Below are 18,793 nucleotides of genomic sequence, written 5' to 3' on the forward strand. Positions count from 1 at the left end.
TTGGCGATCACTCCTGATGAAAACCGCTCACGAATCGTTCGCTGGCTCTTCTTATTTCCGCCACAGGCGCTAGCTTTGCGTGACAATTATATGACAATCGCGTGACTTGGGTTGTCGCTGGGTGGGAAGTTAAAGTGGCAAAGAGTTCGAAACGCGCCGGTAAAGCCGCGCCTCAGTTCCTGGAAGACGATCCGTCCACCGGCTATCTGCCGGGCCGGACATGGCCGGTCGTCCGCTACGGATTGATCAGCCTGGCGATCTCAACCATCCTGGTGTTCACCATCGAATTGATCGTGCGCGGTGACTTTGCCGGCACCGTCTCCTTCTTCCTGCAGCCGCTCAAGCCGGGCTGGACGACCATCGTCGTGTTCGCGCTGATGCTGATCGGCCTCGACGCCGTGCTCGGCCGCAGCCATCAGAGCCTGATGATTGTCGCGCCATTGACGCTCTCGCTGGCCTTTGTCGGCCACCAGAAATCGCATTATCTCGGCGATCCGCTCTACCCGACGGATTTCCTCTACGCCCGCCAGATCTTCGCCCTGTTGCCGCTCCTGGTGCGTGAACGGCCGATGACCGCGCTCGCCATGGTCGTCGGCATCGTCGCGGGCCTGTCGCTGCTCGTCTACGGCTGGCGGCTGTGGCGCCGCAAGGTTCCCGCGCTCAGCCACAAGGGTCGCCTTGCCCGGCTGACGCTGGCGGTGCCGCTGCTCGCCTTCTTCGTATCGATCATGGACTACGCCACCTTCTCATGGACCAGGGATCGGCTGCAGATCATCCCGATCATGTGGGACCAGAAGGAAAACTACGCCTCCAACGGCTTTGCGCTGGCCTTCGCGCTCAACGTGCCGATGGCCCATGTCTCGGCCCCCCCGGGCTATACGGAAAAGGCGATCGCGGCGATCGACCGGCCGCAGATAACGGCCTCGGTGCCTAATGAAAAGCCAGACATCATCGTCGTCATGAGCGAATCCTTCTGGGATCCGACCAAGCTGCCCGGCGTCACCATCACACCGGATCCCATTCCCACCGTGCGGGCATTGCGTTCCGGTTCGATGTTCTCGCCTGAATTCGGCGGCATGACCGCAAATATCGAATTCGAGGCGCTGACCGGTTTTTCCAACGCTTTCCTGCCGGCCGGCAGCATCCCCTACCAGCAATATGTGCGCACGCCGACACCATCGATGGCGACCTTCCTGAAGAGTGAGGGCTACCGGGCGCGCGCCATCCATCCGGGCACCAACTGGTTCTGGAACCGTGGCGCGGTATACGCCGATTTCGGTTTCAACGATTTCAAGTCGGAAGAAACGCTGCCGCCCATGGAAAAGCGCGGACCGCTGGCATCGGACGCGGCGATGACGGATGAGATCATCCGGGAAGCCGACGCCAGTGACGACCCGGTGTTCTTCTTCGCGGTCAGCCTGCAGAACCATGGCCCCTATGAACCGAACCGCTATTACAACCCGACCCACGCCGTGCAGGCGCCGATCAGCCAGTGGGCGCGCGATTCGCTGTTGAGCTATGCGGAGGGTTCAGCCGACGCGGACCACGGCCTTGAACGGCTGATCGAATGGGCCAAGAAGCGCGAACGGCCGACGATTGTCGCCTTCTTCGGCGACCATCTGCCGCCGCTGGGGCCAGTTTATGTCGAGACCGGCTTCCTGAAGGACAACGTTGCGCCACGCAAGGAGCCGACACCGCAAGCCGCCCTTGACCACCACGAGACACCGCTGATCATCTGGTCGAACCGCTCCGGTCCGGTCGCGGATCTCGGCACGGTCAGCCCGGCATTCCTGCCCTATCATATACTCACCGCGGCCGGCATCACCCATCCCTACTACACGGGCTTCCTGGGCGAGATGCGGGAACGCTACCGCGTCGTCGACCGCAACCTGCTGCTGACCCCGGCCGGCGAAGCCACGCCCGATTGGTCACGTCAGAAGGAGATTGATCCGGCAATCCGCGATTTCCGGCTCATCCAGTACGACATGATGTTCGGCAAGCGCCATGCCGCGCCCGACTTCTTCCCCGAGACGGTCGACAAGATCGTCGCCCATACGAGTTAAGGGTTCCACATCCTTCAGATGCGTCAGCCCTCTTGAGATCGAGCGCTCAGTTCGTGAGTTGCAGCTTCGAGAACTTGTTGGCGATCTGCTGAAAGACGTTCGGCAGTTTGGCCGGGTCGTTGACGGCATAATAGTCGCTCGGGTCGGAAGCGCAGGCGCTGTAAAGCGCCCGGTTGGCGGCGGTGTCTGACTGCAGCACCATCGTGTAGATCTGCACGCCTTCGTTCTTCAATTGCGTGCAAACGCTCTTGGTCCAGCCGTCGACATTGCGGGCCGCCGTCGTCTGGTTGTCCGACCCGAAGCGGCCACCCGCCAGGTAGCCATAGGACGTGTAGTCGGACTTGGTCGGCTGATTGCTGGCGCCATAGACGACATTCTCGCCGTCGGTAAGCAGCATGACAATCTTGCTGACGCCCGGCGACTTGAATGGCACCCCATCGGTATAGGGCGCGCCTGGTGAAAGCACCCGCATGCCCCACGACAGGCCCTCCGAGACATTGGTGCCGGAACCGTTCCATTCCGTCATCTGGCTCGCCGCCTTGCGCAATTTGACGAAGTCGTCGGTCAAGGGAACGATAGGGGTCGGGCAGGAGCGATTCGGCCCGACGGTGATGGCGGTGCCGGTTTCGGTGACGAGTTGGTTCGTCGAGGCGACATATTTGGCGATTTTTTCCAGATCAGCGGCCAACAGCGCGTCGATCGCACCTCCGAGCAGGCCGCTGAGGTCGATACCCAGCACATTGATGCCGGACTGCTTGAGCTTGTTCTTGTCTATGGTGTCGTCGAGGTACGAATTGTTGTAGCCGGTCGCCGAGTTGCCATAGGAGCCTGACGGCTTGGTGGCAGGTGCAGGATCGTCGGGAGCGAAATAGGGCACGAACAGCGTGTCGGGCTTGTTCGGATCCGGTGGCGTATCGGAAATGTTGTAGGCGCCGGGGCGAGCCTCGACGCAGCCTTTCCATCCGGTGTCTTTCCAACCGCCCTTCAGCCCCAGTTGCTTGAACAGCGCCATATGGGTCGGCCGCTTGCCGTCGATGATGGGAAAATTGATGCCGTTGGTCGAGGACTTCCCGTCCACGTCGATCCAAGACGGATCGAACCCATCGCCATTGACGTTGACCGCCGTGACAAAGGGAACCAGCGAGGCACGCACCTGGCGCGTCGGCGATTTTGTCGCCTCAAGCGTGTCCAGCAGGGACTTCGTTGCCGTCCTCAATGCCGTCATGCGGGCACCGGCCATCGAGCCGGTATTGTCCAGCACCAGCACGACTTCGAGCTGATTGTTCGATTCGACAGCCGAGGCATCGACGACGATGTGCCTGTTCTGGCCGAACAGGAAGGCGAAGTTCAAATTGACGTCCGCCGAGGCAACCGCCTTTGTCTTGATGAAGTTGACGCCCCTGTCGACGGTCAGCGTCGCCTGCGCGTTGGCGAGTTCGCCATGTCCGACGATGTTGGCCTGAAAATAGCGATCGAAGGCGTCCGTGCGGGTAATATCCAGATCGCCGAGATGAGAGGAGGCGAGATTTGCGGCGTCGAGCGCATTCTGCAGGTTGCTCTTGGCCCGCATGATGGTCGACACATCAACCGCGAAGGCGACGGCCGACAGGATGGCCGGCAGACCGAGCCCCATCAGAACCGCGAAATTGCCGCTCTTCGAGCGCCAGAATTTATTGAGAAGCATCCTTACCCCCGGAAATGCTCACCGCTTGGCCTACGCGGATTGCGCGGGCTTTTGCGCCTTCCTTGATGAATCGACCGTTGACGGCGGGGCTCAACCCTGTGCAACCTCACATTGTGGTTAAAGGCTGGTTGCCAAAAATCGCCAGGCGGTACGGACGCAGCCGCTTCATTTCCAGCGCGCTGCGACATCGGGAACGCCACTTGCCCTTGCCTTCTCGGTGGATTGCTGTATAGACGCCGCCAATCTGCCGGTCCCAGCTGGGGGCTGAACGGAGGGCCGGAGGTTTTATCAAGAGCCTTCGTGTGAAGCCAGAAGTGCTTCCGCCTCCCGTGTCTCCGCTCTCGACCGTCTCGTCATGCTCCTTTCTTCCCCGTGCCCTCCTGGGCTCAACGGGTCAGAGAAGTTGCAGAGGCTTTTGCCGCCGGGAACCGGGAGAGAAACGAAGAAAGGCACTGAACCATAATGGCTCTTTACGAACATGTGTTTCTTGCCCGGCAGGACCTCTCGCAGCAGCAGGTCGATGCGCTTGTCGAACAGTACAAGGGCGTCATCTCCGCGAATGGCGGGTCCGTCGGCCGGGTGGAGAACTGGGGACTGAAGTCCCTCACCTACCGGGTCAACAAGAACCGGAAGGCATACTACACGCTCATGGACCTCGACTGCCCGCCGGCAGCGCTCAACGAGATGGAGCGCCAGATGGGTCTGTCCGAGGACGTCCTGCGTTTCCTGACCATCAAGGTCGAGGCACATGAGGAAGGTCCCTCGGCCATGATGCAGAAGCGCGAAGAGCGCTCCGAGCGCGGCAGCTTCGGTGACCGCGATCGCGGCCCGCGTTCGTTCGGCGACCGTGATCGCGGCGACCGTGGCGATCGTCCGCCGCGTTCATTCGGCGATGCCGGTGGCGATCGTGGTCCGCGCCGTCCGCGCGAAGGCTTTGAAGGGGGTGCAGAATAATGGTCGACATCAACCAGATCCCGACCCGGCGCCCGTTCCACCGTCGCCGCAAGACCTGCCCGTTCTCCGGCGCCAACGCGCCCAAGATCGACTACAAGGACGTGCGTCTCCTGCAGCGCTACATTTCCGAGCGCGGCAAGATCGTGCCGTCGCGCATCACCGCCGTCAGCCAGAAGAAGCAGCGCGAACTCGCCAAGGCGATCAAGCGCGCCCGTTTCCTCGGCCTGCTGCCCTACGTGGTCCGCTAAATCTCTCGAACGGGCGGCTCGCCGCCCGTTCCTTTCGCCGGCCATGACGGGCATGACCGGTTCAGGCATCAAATCCCGAGTTGAGGCCAAGGCCTCTAACTGCCGCGACAGGCAGGACAGCGACACCGGCGGCAACGCCTCTTTTGCTTCCTGACCTGTTCCAGAATTCGGCGCCTGCCCTGTGGACGGGCGCCCAGCCAAAAGGAACAAAACCATGGAAGTCATTCTTCTCGAACGCGTTTCCCGCCTCGGCCAGATGGGTGATACCGTCAAGGTCAAGGACGGCTTTGCCCGTAATTTCCTGCTGCCGCAGGGCAAGGCGCTACGCGCCAACGAAGCCAACAAGAAGAAGTTCGAAGGCCAGCGCGCCCAGCTCGAAGCCCGCAATCTCGAGCGCAAGTCGGAAGCCAGCCAAGTTGCCGAAAAGCTCGACGGCAAGAGCTTCATCGCCGTTCGCTCGGCCGGCGAGACCGGTCAGCTCTACGGTTCGGTGTCGACGCGCGACATCGCGGATCTGTTGACGGCGGAAGGCTTCACGGTCAACCGCAACCAGATCCAGCTCAACCAGCCGATCAAGACCATCGGTCTCACCAATGTGGCGATCGCGCTGCATCCGGAAGTCGAAGTCACCATCACGCTCAACATCGCCCGCACGGCCGATGAGGCCGAACGCCAGGCCAAGGGCGAGACGCTGACCACCGCCGAAGCCATTTATGGCGACGACATCAACGACAATGCGCGGCCGGAAAACTTCTTCGATCCGAACGCCGAGTTCGACGGCGGCGAAGACAACGCCTGATCGCCCACGACAAGCAAAGGAGCAGCGCTCCCGATCACTTTGTCGTAATCCAGCCATTCTGGACCAATGCCCGGGCCTCTCGCCCGGGCATTTTTATACCAAATGGAACTTTTCGAACCCCTATATATTGTTGCAGAATTAAGGCAGCCGGTCTGACCGTGAGGGGACATTTGGTTATGAACATTCTGCTGAAGCGCGTTCTCGATCGCCTGGTGCGCATGGGCAATCTCAAGGTAACCGGGCCCAAGGGCTTGACAGTCGTCTTCGGCGACGGCAGCGGCGAGCCAGTGCACATGCACATCAAGACCCGGCACGCCGAACGGGCCATCACCTTCGACCCGATGCTGGCCGTGCCTGAAGCCTACATGGACGGTGAACTCGACATCCTCGAAGGCGGCGTGCTCGGCCTGATGCGCATTGCCTTCCAGAACATGGGCAGCGGCGGCATCGACGCGACATGGTCGAAAGCCATCGAGGGCCTGCGCCACGCCTTCCGCCGACTGCAGCAGATCAACACCGCCTCGCGCTCGCGCCGCAACGTGCAGCGTCATTACGATCTGTCGGGCGACCTGTACCGGCTCTTCCTCGACGAGGACATGCAGTATTCCTGCGCCTATTTTGAGCAGCCGGACATGACGCTGGACGAGGCGCAGGCGGCGAAGAAGCGTCATATCGCCGCCAAGCTCAGGCTGAAAGCCGGCCAGACCGTGCTCGATATCGGCTCCGGCTGGGGCGGGCTCGGCCTTTATCTCGCCAAGGCCTTCGACGTCGACGTGCAGGGCGTGACGCTGTCGACCGAACAGCATGGCGTGGCCACCGACAGGGCGCATGCGCAAGGCCTGGAAAACCACGTCCATTTCGAGCTGAAGGACTATCGCGAACTCAACGAACGCTTCGACCGCATCGTTTCGGTCGGCATGTTCGAACATGTCGGCGTGAACCACTTCCGCACCTTCTTCGACAAGGCGGCAACGTTGCTCAAGCCCGATGGCGTCATGCTCCTGCATACGATCGGCCGCTCCGGCGTGCCGTGGGCGACCAGCGCCTTCATCCGCAAGTATATTTTCCCGGGCGGCTACATACCGGCAATGTCGGAGGTGCTGCCGGCGATCGAGAAGTCCGGCCTCGTGGTCACGGATGTCGAGATCCTGCGGCTCCACTATGCCGATACGCTGAAGCACTGGAGCCAGCGTTTCGCCGCCAATCGCGACAAGGCCAAGGCCATCTACGACGAACGCTTCTGCCGTATGTGGGAATTCTATCTGGCCGCTTCCGAAGCCGCCTTCCGCTGGCAGGACCTGGTCATCTTCCAGTTCCAGATCACCAAGAAGAACGATACGCTGCCGGTGACCCGCGACTATATGGCAAAATGCGAAAAGGCACTGGAAATGCGTGACCTGGGCCGCCGCGAAGCGGCTCCCGTCGAGAAGGCCACCAAGCCCGCGCGGCGCCGCAAGGTGGCGGAGTAGAAACGCAACGTTGGTGCGCTTTCGCCATTGCCGCTTGCCATTCCCGGCCCCTGCCCTGAAAAAGGCCTCGTGATCGTCACGGGGCCTTTTTCATGACCTATCTCCTCTATGCCGCCGCCGCACTGGCCGAGATCGCAGGCTGTTTTTCGGTGTGGGCCTGGTGGCGGCTGGAAAGATCGCCGCTGTGGCTGGCGCCAGGCTTCGTCTCGCTGCTCCTGTTCGCCTGGCTTCTGGCGCTGGTCGATACCAATGCCGCCGGCCGTGCCTATGCCGCTTATGGCGGCATCTACATCGTCGCCTCGCTTGGCTGGCTGTGGCTGGTGGAAGGCGTGCGGCCCGACCGCTGGGATCTTGGTGGTGCCGCGCTCTGCATGGCCGGCGCTTCGCTCATCCTGCTCGCGCCGCGAGGAGCCTAGCGTGGAACTGCCTGCCTCTCTTCGACACGCCGTCGATCGCATCCTGGAAAAAGTCCCGCTGCCGGAACTGAAGCAGGCGGCGAAAACCCTGTCGGACCGCTACCGCGCCGAACTGCGCGACGGCCGCCTGCACATGGCGCAGGACATGGCGGTCAAGGCCTATCTGGCGACGCGGCTGCCGGCGACCTATGCCGCGGTCCGCGCCAGCCTCGACGCACTGAACGCGGCCCGGCCGGATTTCGCGCCGAAAACCCTGCTCGATGTCGGCGCCGGTCCTGGTACGGTGCTTTGGGCCACCAACGATCTCTGGCCCGATCTCGAACAGGCGGTTCTGCTGGAAGCGGGTGCGGCGGTGCGCAAGATCGGCGAGGCGCTTGCCGCCGACGCCATCCCGGCCCGAACCGTCTGGCAGGCCGGCGACGTCACAACAGACCTAGCCGACCTTCGGCCGGCGGATCTTGTCACCTGCGCCTATGTGCTGGACGAGATCGTGCCGGCATCGCTGCCCAAGATGGTCGACCGGCTGTGGCGGTTGACGACGGACACGCTGCTGATCATCGAGCCGGGCACGCCGGCGGGCTGGCAGCGCATTCTGGCGGTGCGCGCGCAACTGATCGCGGCCGGCGCGCATGTGCTGGCGCCTTGTCCGCACGAAGCGCCCTGCCCGCTCAACCCGCCCGACTGGTGTCACTTTGCCCGCCGCGTCGCCCGCTCGCGCCTGCACCGGCTGGCCAAGGACGCTGAGGTGCCGTGGGAAGACGAGAAATTCATATTTGTCGCCGCGTCGCGCCAGCCCGCCGCCTCCCACGCCGCGCGCGTCATCGCACCGCCGAAATCGGGCTCGGGCAAGGTTCTGCTCAAGCTTTGCCGGAAAGACGGCGACGCCGCCGAGCAACTCTTCACCAAGCGTGACGGCGCGGACTTCAAGCTGGCCCGGCGGCTGGACTGGGGCGACAGGCTGGAACCGCGCGGTACGTGAACGGCCGATTGTTCTTGCTTCGTTCCAATAGTACGAGTAAGAATCGCCGCTTGCCGAGTCAACCGGAATCGGGACACAGGAACACTGTCCTGTGGACGGTTTTCCGTTCCTGTGAACAACGGGCATCAAGGTTGGTTGGTCGTGGGGTGATGCAGAAAGGTCAGCACGGTTTCGTTTCGTTCTGATATCGAGAAGCCGGGATCGAAATCGGGGATATCATGGCAGAGGCAGCACGAAAATTCGGCGTGGCGGAGCAGCAACCGCTTTATCGCGAGGCGCCGAACAACATCGAGGCGGAGCAGGCGCTGCTCGGCGCGATCCTCGTCAACAACGATGCCTTCTACCGCGTCTCGGACTTCCTGAAGCCGGGCCATTTCTACGAACCACTGCACCGCCGGATCTTCGAGATCGCGGCCGAGCTCATCCGCATGGGCAAGGTGGCGACGCCGATCACCTTGAAGACCTTCCTGCCGGCCGACGAAAAGGTCGGCGACATGACGGTTGCGCAATATATCGTGCGGCTGGCGGTCGAAGCCGTCACCGTCGTCAACGCCACCGACTATGGCCGCGCCATCTATGACCTGGCGACGCGCCGCGCGCTGATCACCGTCGGCGAAGACATGGTCAACATCGCCTATGACGCGCCGGTCGACATGTCGCCTTCCGAGCAGATCGAGGACGCCGAGCGCCGACTGTTCGAGCTGGCCGAAACCGGCCGCTACGATGGTGGCTTCGAGAGCTTCACCGACGCGGTCAAGACGGCCGTGGACATGGCCAATGCGGCCTATATGCGCGACGGACACCTGTCGGGCCTCGCCACCGGCATGCGCGATCTCGACCGCCGCATGGGCGGCCTGCAATCATCCGATCTGATCGTGCTTGCCGGCCGCCCGGGCATGGGCAAGACGTCGCTCGCCACCAACATCGCCTTCAACATCGCCGAGGCCTATGTGCCGGCGCAGCAGGCAGACGGATCGTTCAAGGCGGCCAATGGCGGCGTCGTCGGCTTTTTCTCGCTCGAAATGTCGTCCGAGCAGCTCGCAACCCGTATCATCTCCGAGCAGACGGAAATCTCGTCCTCAAAAATCCGCCGCGGCGAAATCAGCGAAATGGACTTCGAAAAGCTGGTCGCCTGTTCGCAGACCATGCAAAAAATCCCGCTTTTCATCGACCAGACCGGCGGTATCTCCATTGCGCAGCTGTCCGCCCGCGCGCGTCGCCTGAAGCGCCAGCGCGGCCTCGACCTGATCGTCATCGACTATATCCAGCTGATGCAGGGCTCGAGCGCCAGGGCCTCGCAGAACCGCGTGCAGGAAATCACCGAGATCACGACGGGCCTGAAGGCGCTGGCCAAGGAACTGGCCGTGCCGATCATCGCGCTCTCGCAGCTGTCGCGTCAGGTCGAAAGCCGCGACGATAAACGCCCGCAACTCTCCGACTTGCGTGAATCCGGTTCGATCGAGCAGGACGCCGACGTCGTGATGTTCGTCTACCGCGAGGAGTATTACCTCAAGAACCGTGAGCCGAAGCTCGGCACGGAGGAATACGTCAAGTGGGAAAACGAGATGAACGAGATGCGCGGCAAGGCCGAGGTCATCGTCGCCAAGCAGCGCCACGGCCCGACGGGATCGGTGACACTCGCCTTCCACGGCGAATTCACCCGCTTCTCCGATCTGGCGGAAGAGCACCATATCGCGGAGAGGTTTGAGTAGCTTTTTGACCTACCGACCCGCTCCGTTCCAACTCGCGGCAGCCTGATGGCCAAATCGCGCGTCCAGTTCATCTGCCAGAACTGCGGATCGGTGCATCAGCGCTGGGCCGGCAAATGCGACGCCTGCGGCGAGTGGAACACGCTGGTCGAGGAAGGCACGTCCGGCGGTATCGGTTCGGGGCCAGCCAACACGCGCAACGCCCGCAAGGGCCGCGCGGTGGTGCTGACCACGCTCTCCGGCGATATCGAGGACGCGCCGCGCATCATATCGGGCATCGGCGAGCTCGACCGCGCCACCGGCGGCGGTTTTGTACGCGGTTCCGCACTTCTGGTCGGCGGCGATCCCGGCATCGGCAAGTCGACGCTGCTCACCCAGGCCGCTGCCGCGCTGGCGTCAAAGGGTCACCGCATCGTCTATGTCTCGGGCGAAGAAGCCGTCGCGCAGATCCGGCTGCGCGCGCAACGCCTCGGCGTTGCTTCGGCGCCAGTCGAGCTCGCGGCGGAAACAAATGTCGAGGATATCCTCGCCACGATCGCCGACGGCAAGCGGCCGGATCTGGTTATTCTCGATTCGATCCAGACGCTGTGGACCGACCTTGCCGATTCGGCGCCGGGCACGGTCACCCAGGTGCGCGCCGCCGCGCAGGCGATGATCCGCTATGCGAAATCCACGGGTGCGGCCATCGTCCTGGTCGGCCATGTCACCAAGGAGGGCCAGATCGCCGGGCCGCGCGTGGTCGAGCACATGGTCGACGGCGTGCTCTATTTCGAGGGCGAAGGCGGCCACCATTACCGCATCCTGCGCACGGTGAAGAACCGTTTCGGACCGACCGACGAGATTGGCGTCTTTGAAATGTCGGACAAGGGGTTGCGCGAGGTCTCCAACCCGTCGGAACTGTTCCTGGGCGAGCGGCATGCGAAATCGCCAGGCGCGGCCGTTTTCGCCGGCATGGAAGGCACAAGGCCGGTTCTGGTCGAGATCCAGGCGCTGGTGGCGCCCTCCTCGCTTGGCACGCCGCGCCGGGCGGTGGTCGGCTGGGACGGCGCGCGACTTTCGATGGTGCTGGCTGTGCTGGAGGCGCATTGCGGCGTTCGTTTCGGCACCCATGACGTCTACCTCAATGTCGCCGGCGGCTACCGCATCAGCGAGCCGGCGGCCGATCTAGCGGTCGCGGCCGCACTGGTTTCCTCGCTCACCGGTCTTGCCCTTCCCGCCGATTGCGTCTATTTCGGCGAAATCAGCCTTTCGGGCGCTGTGAGGCCGGTTGCGCATGCGCAACAGCGCCTCAAGGAAGCCGAAAAGCTGGGTTTTGGTAGCGCGGTTCTGCCCTTGGGCAGCGAGGAACTTGCCGGAGGGATCGGGGCCGGCGCTTTCCAGCCCACCGAGCTTGCCGACCTCGTGGCGCGCATAGCCGGCTCACGGCGCAGCCGCGTCGACGATGAAGAATAACGCGGCTCGTCGAGCCGTGAAAAAGAGATCGGAGTGGGGCGAAAGACATGCCGATTACGCTGCTTGACGGAATCCTGGTCGGCTTCACCCTGGTCTCGGCGATGCTCGCCATGGTTCGCGGCTTCTCGCGCGAGGTCCTGTCTGTCGTCTCGTGGGCGGCGGCGGCGGCGGCGGCTTTCTTCTTCTACAAGCCAGTCTTGCCTTACCTTAAGCCCTACATCGACAATGAGAAGATCGCCATGGCGGCCTCCGCCGGCGTCGTCTTCATCATCGCGCTGATCGTCGTCTCGGTCATCACCATGAAGCTTGCCGACTGGATCATCGATTCGCGGATCGGCGCGCTCGACCGCACGCTTGGTTTCCTCTACGGCGCCGCGCGCGGCATCCTGGTCGTCGCCGTCGCGCTGCTGTTCTTCAACTGGCTGGCTGGCGCCAAGGCACCGGCCTGGGTGATGGAGGCCAAGTCGCGGCCGCTGCTGGAGCAGATCGGCGCCAAGCTTGAAAGCCTGCTGCCCGAGGATCCGGAAAACGCGATCCTCAAGAAGCTCAATCCGAATCAGCCCGCTGCCGAGACGCCGGCCGCTCCGGATGCACCGGCGGCGGACGCTCCCGCCGGCGGCGACGACGCCAATGCACCAGCTCCCGACGACAATGATGCCGGCCCGGCGGACAACACGGCCAAGCCAGCAGCCCCGGCAAACTGACGCGCTTGGACTGACGATGGTGTGAACGACTGCACGGCGCGCGTTGCTTTCGACGCGAACCCGCACTATATGGCGATTTTAGCGGAGCTTAAGATGGCAGACGCAGACGACGTGCTTTCCGCCGAGGCCGACGACCATTTCCATGACGAATGCGGTGTGTTCGGCATTTTCGGCCGACAGGACGCAGCGGCCATCGTCACGCTCGGACTGCATGCGCTGCAGCATCGCGGCCAGGAAGCGGCCGGCATCGTTTCCTATGATGGCAGCCAATTCCATGTCGAACGCCATGTCGGCCTGATCGGCGACACTTTCACCAAGCAGCGCGTCATCGACAGTCTGCAAGGCAACCGCGCCATCGGCCACACGCGCTACGCCACGACCGGCGGCGCCGGCATGCGCAACATACAGCCCTTTTTCGCCGAGCTCGCCGATGGCGGCTTTGCCGTCGCCCACAACGGCAATCTCACCAACGCCATGACGGTGCAGCGCGCGCTGCAGAAGCAGGGCGCGATCTTCTCCTCCACCTCCGACACCGAGACGCTTTTGCACCTGGTTGCGACCAGCAAGGAGCGCGACCTCAACTCGCGTTTCATCGACGCCGTTCGTCAGGTCGAAGGCGCGTTCTCGCTGGTGGCGATGACGGCCAAGAAGATGATCGGCTGCCGCGATCCGCTCGGCATCCGCCCGCTGGTGCTGGGCGATCTCGACGGCGCCTGGATCCTCGCCTCCGAAACCTGCGCGCTGGACATTATCGGCGCGCGCTTCGTGCGCGACCTGAAGCCTGGCGAGATGGTCGTCGTCACCTCCAAGGGCATTGAAAGCCTGTTCCCGTTCGAGCCGCAGAAGACCCGCTTCTGCATCTTCGAATATGTCTATTTTGCCCGGCCGGATTCGTCGGTCGAGGGTCGCAACGTCTACGAGGTGCGCAAGCGCATCGGCGCCGAATTGGCGCAGGAAAACCCGGTCGAGGCCGACATCGTCGTGCCGGTGCCGGATTCGGGTACGCCGGCGGCGATCGGCTTCAGCCAGGCGGCAGGCATTCCCTTCGAGCTCGGCATCATCCGCAACCACTATGTCGGCCGTACCTTCATCCAGCCCGGCGATTCGATCCGCCATATGGGCGTCAAGCTGAAGCACAATGCCAACCGCCGCATGATCGAAGGCAAGCGCGTGGTGCTGGTCGACGATTCGATCGTGCGCGGCACCACCAGCCAGAAGATCGTGCAGATGGTGCGCGATGCCGGCGCAAAGGAAGTGCACATGCGCATCGCCTCGCCGCCGACCAGCGCTTCCTGTTTCTATGGCGTCGATACGCCGGAGAAGTCGAAGCTCCTGGCGTCGCGCATGTCGGTGGAAGAGATGGCCGAATTCATCCGCGTCGATTCGCTCGGCTTCCTCTCGATAAACGGGCTCTACCGTGCCGTCGGCGAGGCCAGCCGCAATGACGAGCAGCCGCAATTCTGCGACGCCTGCTTCACCGGCCAGTACCCAACCCGCCTGCTCGACTTCGAAGGCCACGACAATGTGCGCACACTGTCGCTGCTGGCGAACAACGGGGCGTAGGCTAGACCTTACGGAAATTCTCGAATGACCCTCGACCTTACCGGCCGCGTTGCGGTCGTCACCGGCGCCTCGCGCGGCATCGGCTATTTCATCGCCAGGGAATTGGCCGCCGCCGGCGCGCATGTGATTGCCGTTGCGCGCACCGTCGGAGGCCTCGAGGAACTCGACGACCAGATCAAGGCGGCCGGTGGCCAGGCGACGCTGGTGCCTCTCGATCTCGCCGACATGGCCGGCATCGACCGGCTGGGCGGCGCCATCCATGAGCGCTGGGGCAAGCTCGACATTCTCGTCGCCAATGCCGGCGTGCTCGGCGTCATCTCGCCGATCGGCCATGTCGAGGCGAAGACCTTCGAGAAGGTGATGACCATCAACGTCACCTCGACCTGGCGGCTGATCCGCTCGGTCGACCCGCTGCTGCGGCTCTCGGATGCTGGCCGGGCCATCATCCTGTCGTCCAACGCAGCGCATTCGGCGCGTGCCTTCTGGGCGCCTTACGCGGCATCGAAGGCGGCGGTCGAGACCATGATGCGCTCTTGGGCGCATGAGACGCAGAGCCTGCCGCTGCGCGTCAATGCCGCCGACCCAGGCGCCACCCGCACCGCCATGCGGGCCCAGGCCGTACCCGGCGAGGATCCGGAGACGCTGCCGCATCCCCAGGAGATCGCCAAGCGGATCGTGCCGCTGGCCAGCCCCGAGCTGGAAGAGACCGGGCTGATCTTCCAGGCCAAGCACAACCGCTTCGTCTCCTACCGGCAGCCTGAATGAGCTCACGCCTTCGGTTTGACGGGTCCCAAAGGGATTAAAAGGGCCTCCGGCTACGTTCTTCTGACGTAGGACATTCGAAACCGGAGGACCGATATGCGCAGACTTCTTCTCATTGCCACCACCGCCTTTGTGACCGCTCTCGGCGCGACAGCAGGTGTGGCCGTCTCCCAAGATGCCAAGATGAGTTTCTTCGTCACCAGTGTCGGCTCCGGAAAGGGCGCCGATCTTGGCGGCTTGAAGGGCGCCGACGCACATTGCGCTTCGCTGGCCGAGGCCGCCGGCGTCACCGGAAAGACTTGGCATGCCTATCTCTCGACCAGCGCCGAGGATGCACGCGACCGTATCGGCAAGGGGCCCTGGTTCAACGCCAAGGCCGAGAAAATCGCCGATGATGTCGCCTCCTTGCATGGCGACTCCAACGGCATCACCAAGCAGACGGCGCTGAGCGAAAAGGGCGAAGTGGTCGCCGGCCGTGGCGACACGCCGAACCGGCATGATATGCTGACCGGATCGAAACCCGACGGCACCAGGATCGCCGACCAGACTTGCGGCGACTGGACGATGAGCGGCGCCGAAGGGGCGGCGATGATGGGGCATCACGACCGCACCGGGCTTGACGATTCGGCGGCGGCGAAGTCGTGGAATTCCTCGCACGCCTCGCGTGGCGGCTGCAGCCAGGAAGCGCTGAAAGGCACTGGCGGCGATGGCTTGTTCTATTGTTTTGCGACCGACTGAGCGCTGCCCGCAGCAATATGCCTGTTAGCAGCCTGCCGATTGATCACGCGGCTGTGATCTGAAGGGGAAAGGCTGCCCCGCGGTCATGCTTTCGTCATTTCCGAGGAGTTGTTAGGATCGGACCGACTCCCACAACAAGCGCCCCGCTGGGCAGAACAAGGAAATCCCCATGGCTACAACCGCAGCGTTGGTCTGGTATCTGGTAATCGCCGGCCCGCAGGGCGGCATGGTGGTGCTGCCCAGCACCTTCGACAAGCGCGAGCAATGCACCGCCGCCATCACCGAGTATCAGAAGCAGCCGACACCAACCGGCTGGTCCGTGCAATGCGTACCGAGCGCCTCGCCCTTCACCGACGAGGGTGATGCCGAAGAGCCGGCTGCGCAATAATGAACGCACTCTCCTCCCTTGAGGGGGAGATGGCCGGCAGGCCAGAGGGGGTCGCCGCACGTGGAGTGCTGACCTCCTTTACCAGCGAAAGGGGTGTCGCGTCAGAACGTTCCGACCCCCTCTGTCGCCTTCGGCGACATCTCCCCCTCAAGAGGGGAGATCATTAGCGCCGGGCGCTCACCGTCAGCTCCGGCTTCTGGTTGATGGTCTGGAACACCACGCAGTAGCGCTCCGTCAGCTTCAGCAGTGAGTCGATACGCTCCTGAGGTTCATTCGTGTCGAGACTGAAATTGAGCCGGATGGCACGAAAGCCGACCGGCGCATCCTTGGCGACACCCAGCGTGCCGCGAAAATCAAGATCGCCTTCGGCCTCCACCGAGGCGGCGCCGAGCTTGAACTCGAGCGCTGTCGCCACCGCCTTCAGCGTCACGCCGGCGCAGGCCACCAAGGCCTCAAGCAGCATGTCGCCGGAACAGAGCTCGAGCCCCGAGCCGCCGGTTGCCGGATGCAGGCCGGCGATGGCGATAGCCCTGCCCGTCTCGACCTTGCAGGCCACCGACTGGTCGTCGATCGAACCCTTCGCTCTCAACGTGATCAGCGCCCGCGAGGCGTCGTCGCGGTAGGCCTGCTTCAGCGGCGCCTGCATGGCCTTCAGTTCGGTTGCATCCATTTGCGTTGCCTCTTTCGCTTTTGCGGCCAGCGAGCAGCGTGGCTTTGGCAGATATAAGTGCCGATCGCGTCCCGGAAGCAAGACCGCCAGGTCCTGCCCCAACGCAAGCTCAGGGCTGGCGTAGCGCTGTGCCAACTTTCGACCGTATAGCTTGGCAAGAAGGCCCGACTTCCCGGCCATCACGTTGATCCACGAAATATCTGTCGCTTCCTGTAACACTGGTCCGCGCCTATGGCCGATGTCGCCATTCTCGAAACACGCGAAAGGGTTCTCGCCGGAATCCTGCTGACCGGTGCCGCCTATCTCTTGTTTTCGACGCAGGACGCCTCGATCAAGCTGCTGGTGACCGGAATGACGGTGTGGCAGATCATGTTCTTCCGCAGCATCACCATTCTGAGTGCCTGCGCCGCGATGGGTGGGCGGCAGCTGTTCGCCGACACGCTACGCTCGCCGATCGTGCGGCCAATGCTGGTGCGCAGCGCCTTCACGCTCGCCGCCTGGCTATGCTACTACAACGCCGCGCGCAGCTTGCAGCTTGCCGAACTGACCACCGTCTATTACGCGGCGCCGATCATCGTCACCGTGCTTTCGGTGTTCCTGCTCGGCGAAAAAGTGCCTGTTCTGCGCTGGCTGGCGGTCTTGATTGGTTTTGTCGGTGTCTTCGTCGCTTGCGATCCCACCCATCTCGGCCTGTCGGTGCCGGTGCTGCTGGTGTTGGCGGCCGCACTTTTGTGGGCCATCGCCATCGTGCTCCTGCGCAAGACCGCGCTTGCCGAGCGCTCGATGATCCAGCTCCTCCTCAACAATTTCTATTTCCTGGTGTTTTCGGCGGTACCGGCGCTTTTGCGGTGGCATACGCCTGAGCTGACCGAGTTGCTGCTTCTCGCCAGTGTCGGCGCGCTCGGCGGCCTGGCGCAATATCTCCTCTTCGAAGGCATGAAGCGCACGCCGGCATCGATCCTCGCGCCTCTCGAATACAGTTCGCTGCTGTGGGCGTTCGCGCTCGGCTTTGCGATCTGGGGCGACGTGCCGCGCCGCGAAGTGTTTCTCGGCGCCGCGCTGATCGTCGCCGCCGGGCTGCTGATCGTCGGCGGCGAACATTTCCGCAAGCGGCTGTGATGTTCATCAGTGGTGACAGTACGATGTCAGGACCGGACGGCGTAGGCTATCGGCATGACTGACGTGACAGCCACCGCTGATACGGTCGCCGAGCGCACATTGGGTATTATCCTGGTGTCGTGCTCGGCGGCTGTCTTTGCCCTGACGGGCGTGTTGACAAAATCGATCCATGCCGACCCGCTGACCATCATCTGCTGGCGTGGCTTTGTCGGCTCGATCCTGATCACGCTCTATGTGTTGTGGCGACGACGCCGCTCCGGCGGGCGCGAGAGCCTGCGGCTTGGCTGGCGCGGCTGGCTGCTGGCGGTGGAAGGGGCACTGGCGAGCATTGCCTTCATTTCGGCGTTCAAATTCACATACGTCGCCAATGTCGCGGTCATCTATGCCACCGCACCTTTCATGACCGCGGTTCTGGCCTGGATTCTGACTCGCGAACCTTTCCGCATGCAGACGATGGTCGCCGCCGCCGTCTCGCTTTGCGGTGTGGCGATCATGGTTTGGTCCGGTTTCGGCACCGGCCACCTCTTCGGCGACGGGCTGGCGCTGCTGATGACCCTAGGCAGCGGTCTTTACATGATCATGGTGCGTGCCTTCCGCGACACGCCGGTGGTCTGGGCCGGTGCGGTGTCGGCATTTCTGCTGTTCGTACTCGGCTGGTTTGTCACCGACCCGCTGGCGGTTTCATCCAGGGATGTCGCGCTCCTCGTCACTTTCGGTGCGTCCTTCGCGCTGTCGTCGATCCTTTGGACGGAGGGGGCGCGGCTTATCCCTGCGGCCGAATCCGGGCTGCTCGGCTCGGCCGAGGTGCCGTTCGCGATCCTGTTTGCCTTCCTGTTTCTTGGCGAGATCGCGCCAGAAGCCAGCATGATCGGCGGCGCCATCGTGCTCTGCGCGGTCTTCGCCCATGCCGGCCGGGACTGGCTGTCGGCCCGCTCCCAACGCACGGCGTCAAATATTTCTTAAAAAAGTGACACAGTCACGGAACCATCATCGGACTCAGACATTATTGATGCGACGGGTCACCCCCCAAGTCCCCCCAAACCCCTCGGCCCGTCCTACTCCAAGCCGACCGTAAG

General features: G+C 63.2%; 18 protein-coding genes. 16 read left to right on the plus strand and 2 right to left on the minus strand.

Annotated features, from left to right (window positions below; translation table 11 throughout):
* The first annotated feature begins 134 nt into the window (after positions 1-134).
* Positions 135-2,063, plus strand: coding sequence for an LTA synthase family protein (locus EB231_RS24975; protein ID WP_445299287.1), 1,929 nt, complete (start codon positions 135-137; stop codon positions 2,061-2,063).
* Between the two features lie 46 nt (positions 2,064-2,109).
* Here the strand turns inward: EB231_RS24975 and EB231_RS24980 are convergent, their stop codons facing one another.
* Positions 2,110-3,747 (minus strand): pilus assembly protein, encoded by a 1,638-nt coding sequence (locus EB231_RS24980; protein WP_172351159.1) that lies wholly within the window; start codon positions 3,745-3,747, stop codon positions 2,110-2,112.
* 462 nt (positions 3,748-4,209) lie between these two features.
* Here EB231_RS24980 and rpsF point away from each other — a divergent pair, with 462 nt between their 5' ends.
* The 13 genes from rpsF (at position 4,210) to EB231_RS25045 (ending at position 15,928) form a co-directional block, all read left to right on the plus strand.
* Positions 4,210-4,701, plus strand: coding sequence for a 30S ribosomal protein S6 (rpsF, locus tag EB231_RS24985; protein ID WP_140768422.1), 492 nt, complete (start codon positions 4,210-4,212; stop codon positions 4,699-4,701).
* On the plus strand, positions 4,701-4,949 hold the full coding sequence (gene rpsR / locus EB231_RS24990) for a 30S ribosomal protein S18 (RefSeq protein ID WP_006203718.1): 249 nt from the start codon (positions 4,701-4,703) through the stop codon (positions 4,947-4,949). Before rpsF ends, rpsR begins: the two co-directional genes overlap by 1 nt.
* A 214-nt stretch (positions 4,950-5,163) precedes the next feature.
* The gene (gene rplI, locus EB231_RS24995; protein ID WP_056563263.1) at positions 5,164-5,748 is read left to right on the plus strand and encodes a 50S ribosomal protein L9; all 585 of its coding nucleotides are present in this window, start codon (positions 5,164-5,166) and stop codon (positions 5,746-5,748) included.
* Positions 5,749-5,924: 176 nt separating this feature from the next.
* On the plus strand, positions 5,925-7,217 hold the full coding sequence (locus EB231_RS25000) for an SAM-dependent methyltransferase (protein WP_172351160.1): 1,293 nt from the start codon (positions 5,925-5,927) through the stop codon (positions 7,215-7,217).
* A gap of 92 nt (positions 7,218-7,309) precedes the next feature.
* Positions 7,310-7,633, plus strand: coding sequence for a YnfA family protein (locus EB231_RS25005; protein ID WP_172351161.1), 324 nt, complete (start codon positions 7,310-7,312; stop codon positions 7,631-7,633).
* 1 nt (position 7,634) lies between these two features.
* Positions 7,635-8,612, plus strand: coding sequence for a small ribosomal subunit Rsm22 family protein (locus EB231_RS25010; RefSeq protein ID WP_172351162.1), 978 nt, complete (start codon positions 7,635-7,637; stop codon positions 8,610-8,612).
* A 218-nt stretch (positions 8,613-8,830) separates the two neighbouring features.
* Positions 8,831-10,324 (plus strand): replicative DNA helicase, encoded by a 1,494-nt coding sequence (locus EB231_RS25015; RefSeq protein WP_172351163.1) that lies wholly within the window; start codon positions 8,831-8,833, stop codon positions 10,322-10,324.
* Between the two features lie 45 nt (positions 10,325-10,369).
* A complete protein-coding gene (gene radA / locus EB231_RS25020) occupies positions 10,370-11,773 on the plus strand; it encodes a DNA repair protein RadA (RefSeq protein WP_056563272.1) in 1,404 nt (467 codons plus the stop codon).
* A gap of 47 nt (positions 11,774-11,820) precedes the next feature.
* Positions 11,821-12,477: a CvpA family protein gene (locus tag EB231_RS25025; protein ID WP_172351164.1), complete on the plus strand. Its 657-nt coding sequence runs from the start codon at positions 11,821-11,823 to the stop codon at positions 12,475-12,477.
* 93 nt (positions 12,478-12,570) lie between these two features.
* On the plus strand, positions 12,571-14,040 hold the full coding sequence (gene purF, locus EB231_RS25030) for an amidophosphoribosyltransferase (protein ID WP_172351165.1): 1,470 nt from the start codon (positions 12,571-12,573) through the stop codon (positions 14,038-14,040).
* Between the two features lie 24 nt (positions 14,041-14,064).
* Positions 14,065-14,805 carry an SDR family NAD(P)-dependent oxidoreductase gene (locus EB231_RS25035; RefSeq protein ID WP_172351166.1) on the plus strand — a complete coding sequence of 247 codons (741 nt, stop codon included), beginning with the start codon at positions 14,065-14,067 and terminating at the stop codon, positions 14,803-14,805.
* A gap of 93 nt (positions 14,806-14,898) precedes the next feature.
* Entirely contained in the window at positions 14,899-15,540 is a 642-nt protein-coding gene (locus EB231_RS25040; RefSeq protein ID WP_172351167.1) for a hypothetical protein, read from the plus strand.
* 169 nt (positions 15,541-15,709) lie between these two features.
* Positions 15,710-15,928, plus strand: coding sequence for a hypothetical protein (locus tag EB231_RS25045; RefSeq protein ID WP_027045347.1), 219 nt, complete (start codon positions 15,710-15,712; stop codon positions 15,926-15,928).
* A gap of 163 nt (positions 15,929-16,091) precedes the next feature.
* On the opposite strand, the gene EB231_RS25050 is transcribed toward EB231_RS25045, so the two are convergent.
* A complete protein-coding gene (locus tag EB231_RS25050; RefSeq protein ID WP_172351168.1) occupies positions 16,092-16,598 on the minus strand; it encodes an OsmC family protein in 507 nt (168 codons plus the stop codon).
* 231 nt (positions 16,599-16,829) lie between these two features.
* Between EB231_RS25050 and EB231_RS25055 the strand changes: the two genes are divergently transcribed.
* Together EB231_RS25055 and EB231_RS25060 are read left to right on the plus strand one after the other, a co-directional pair.
* Entirely contained in the window at positions 16,830-17,717 is an 888-nt protein-coding gene (locus EB231_RS25055) for a DMT family transporter (protein ID WP_172351169.1), read from the plus strand.
* Between the two features lie 54 nt (positions 17,718-17,771).
* Complete coding sequence (locus EB231_RS25060; RefSeq protein ID WP_172351170.1) at positions 17,772-18,680, plus strand: DMT family transporter; 909 nt, start codon at positions 17,772-17,774, stop codon at positions 18,678-18,680.
* Positions 18,681-18,793 lie beyond the last annotated feature (113 nt).

Origin of the sequence: Mesorhizobium sp. NZP2298 (genome assembly GCF_013170825.1) — a bacterium.
Lineage (GTDB): Bacteria > Pseudomonadota > Alphaproteobacteria > Rhizobiales > Rhizobiaceae > Mesorhizobium.

Excerpts from the sequence above, each read along its gene's own strand:
- EB231_RS25060 (WP_172351170.1), top strand. The coding sequence starts at position 17,772 with ATGACTGACGTGACAGCCACCGCTGATACGGTCGCCGAGCGCACATTG.
- rpsR (WP_006203718.1), top strand. The coding sequence starts at position 4,701 with ATGGTCGACATCAACCAGATCCCGACCCGGCGCCCGTTCCACCGTCGC.
- EB231_RS25000 (WP_172351160.1), top strand. The coding sequence starts at position 5,925 with ATGAACATTCTGCTGAAGCGCGTTCTCGATCGCCTGGTGCGCATGGGC.
- purF (WP_172351165.1), top strand. The coding sequence starts at position 12,571 with ATGGCAGACGCAGACGACGTGCTTTCCGCCGAGGCCGACGACCATTTC.
- rplI (WP_056563263.1), top strand. The coding sequence starts at position 5,164 with ATGGAAGTCATTCTTCTCGAACGCGTTTCCCGCCTCGGCCAGATGGGT.
- EB231_RS25040 (WP_172351167.1), top strand. The coding sequence starts at position 14,899 with ATGCGCAGACTTCTTCTCATTGCCACCACCGCCTTTGTGACCGCTCTC.
- rpsF (WP_140768422.1), top strand. The coding sequence starts at position 4,210 with ATGGCTCTTTACGAACATGTGTTTCTTGCCCGGCAGGACCTCTCGCAG.
- EB231_RS25005 (WP_172351161.1), top strand. The coding sequence starts at position 7,310 with ATGACCTATCTCCTCTATGCCGCCGCCGCACTGGCCGAGATCGCAGGC.
- EB231_RS25045 (WP_027045347.1), top strand. The coding sequence starts at position 15,710 with ATGGCTACAACCGCAGCGTTGGTCTGGTATCTGGTAATCGCCGGCCCG.
- EB231_RS25025 (WP_172351164.1), top strand. The coding sequence starts at position 11,821 with ATGCCGATTACGCTGCTTGACGGAATCCTGGTCGGCTTCACCCTGGTC.
- EB231_RS25050 (WP_172351168.1), bottom strand. The coding sequence starts at position 16,598 with ATGGATGCAACCGAACTGAAGGCCATGCAGGCGCCGCTGAAGCAGGCC.
- radA (WP_056563272.1), top strand. The coding sequence starts at position 10,370 with ATGGCCAAATCGCGCGTCCAGTTCATCTGCCAGAACTGCGGATCGGTG.
- EB231_RS24980 (WP_172351159.1), bottom strand. The coding sequence starts at position 3,747 with ATGCTTCTCAATAAATTCTGGCGCTCGAAGAGCGGCAATTTCGCGGTT.
- EB231_RS25055 (WP_172351169.1), top strand. The coding sequence starts at position 16,830 with ATGGCCGATGTCGCCATTCTCGAAACACGCGAAAGGGTTCTCGCCGGA.
- EB231_RS25035 (WP_172351166.1), top strand. The coding sequence starts at position 14,065 with ATGACCCTCGACCTTACCGGCCGCGTTGCGGTCGTCACCGGCGCCTCG.
- EB231_RS25015 (WP_172351163.1), top strand. The coding sequence starts at position 8,831 with ATGGCAGAGGCAGCACGAAAATTCGGCGTGGCGGAGCAGCAACCGCTT.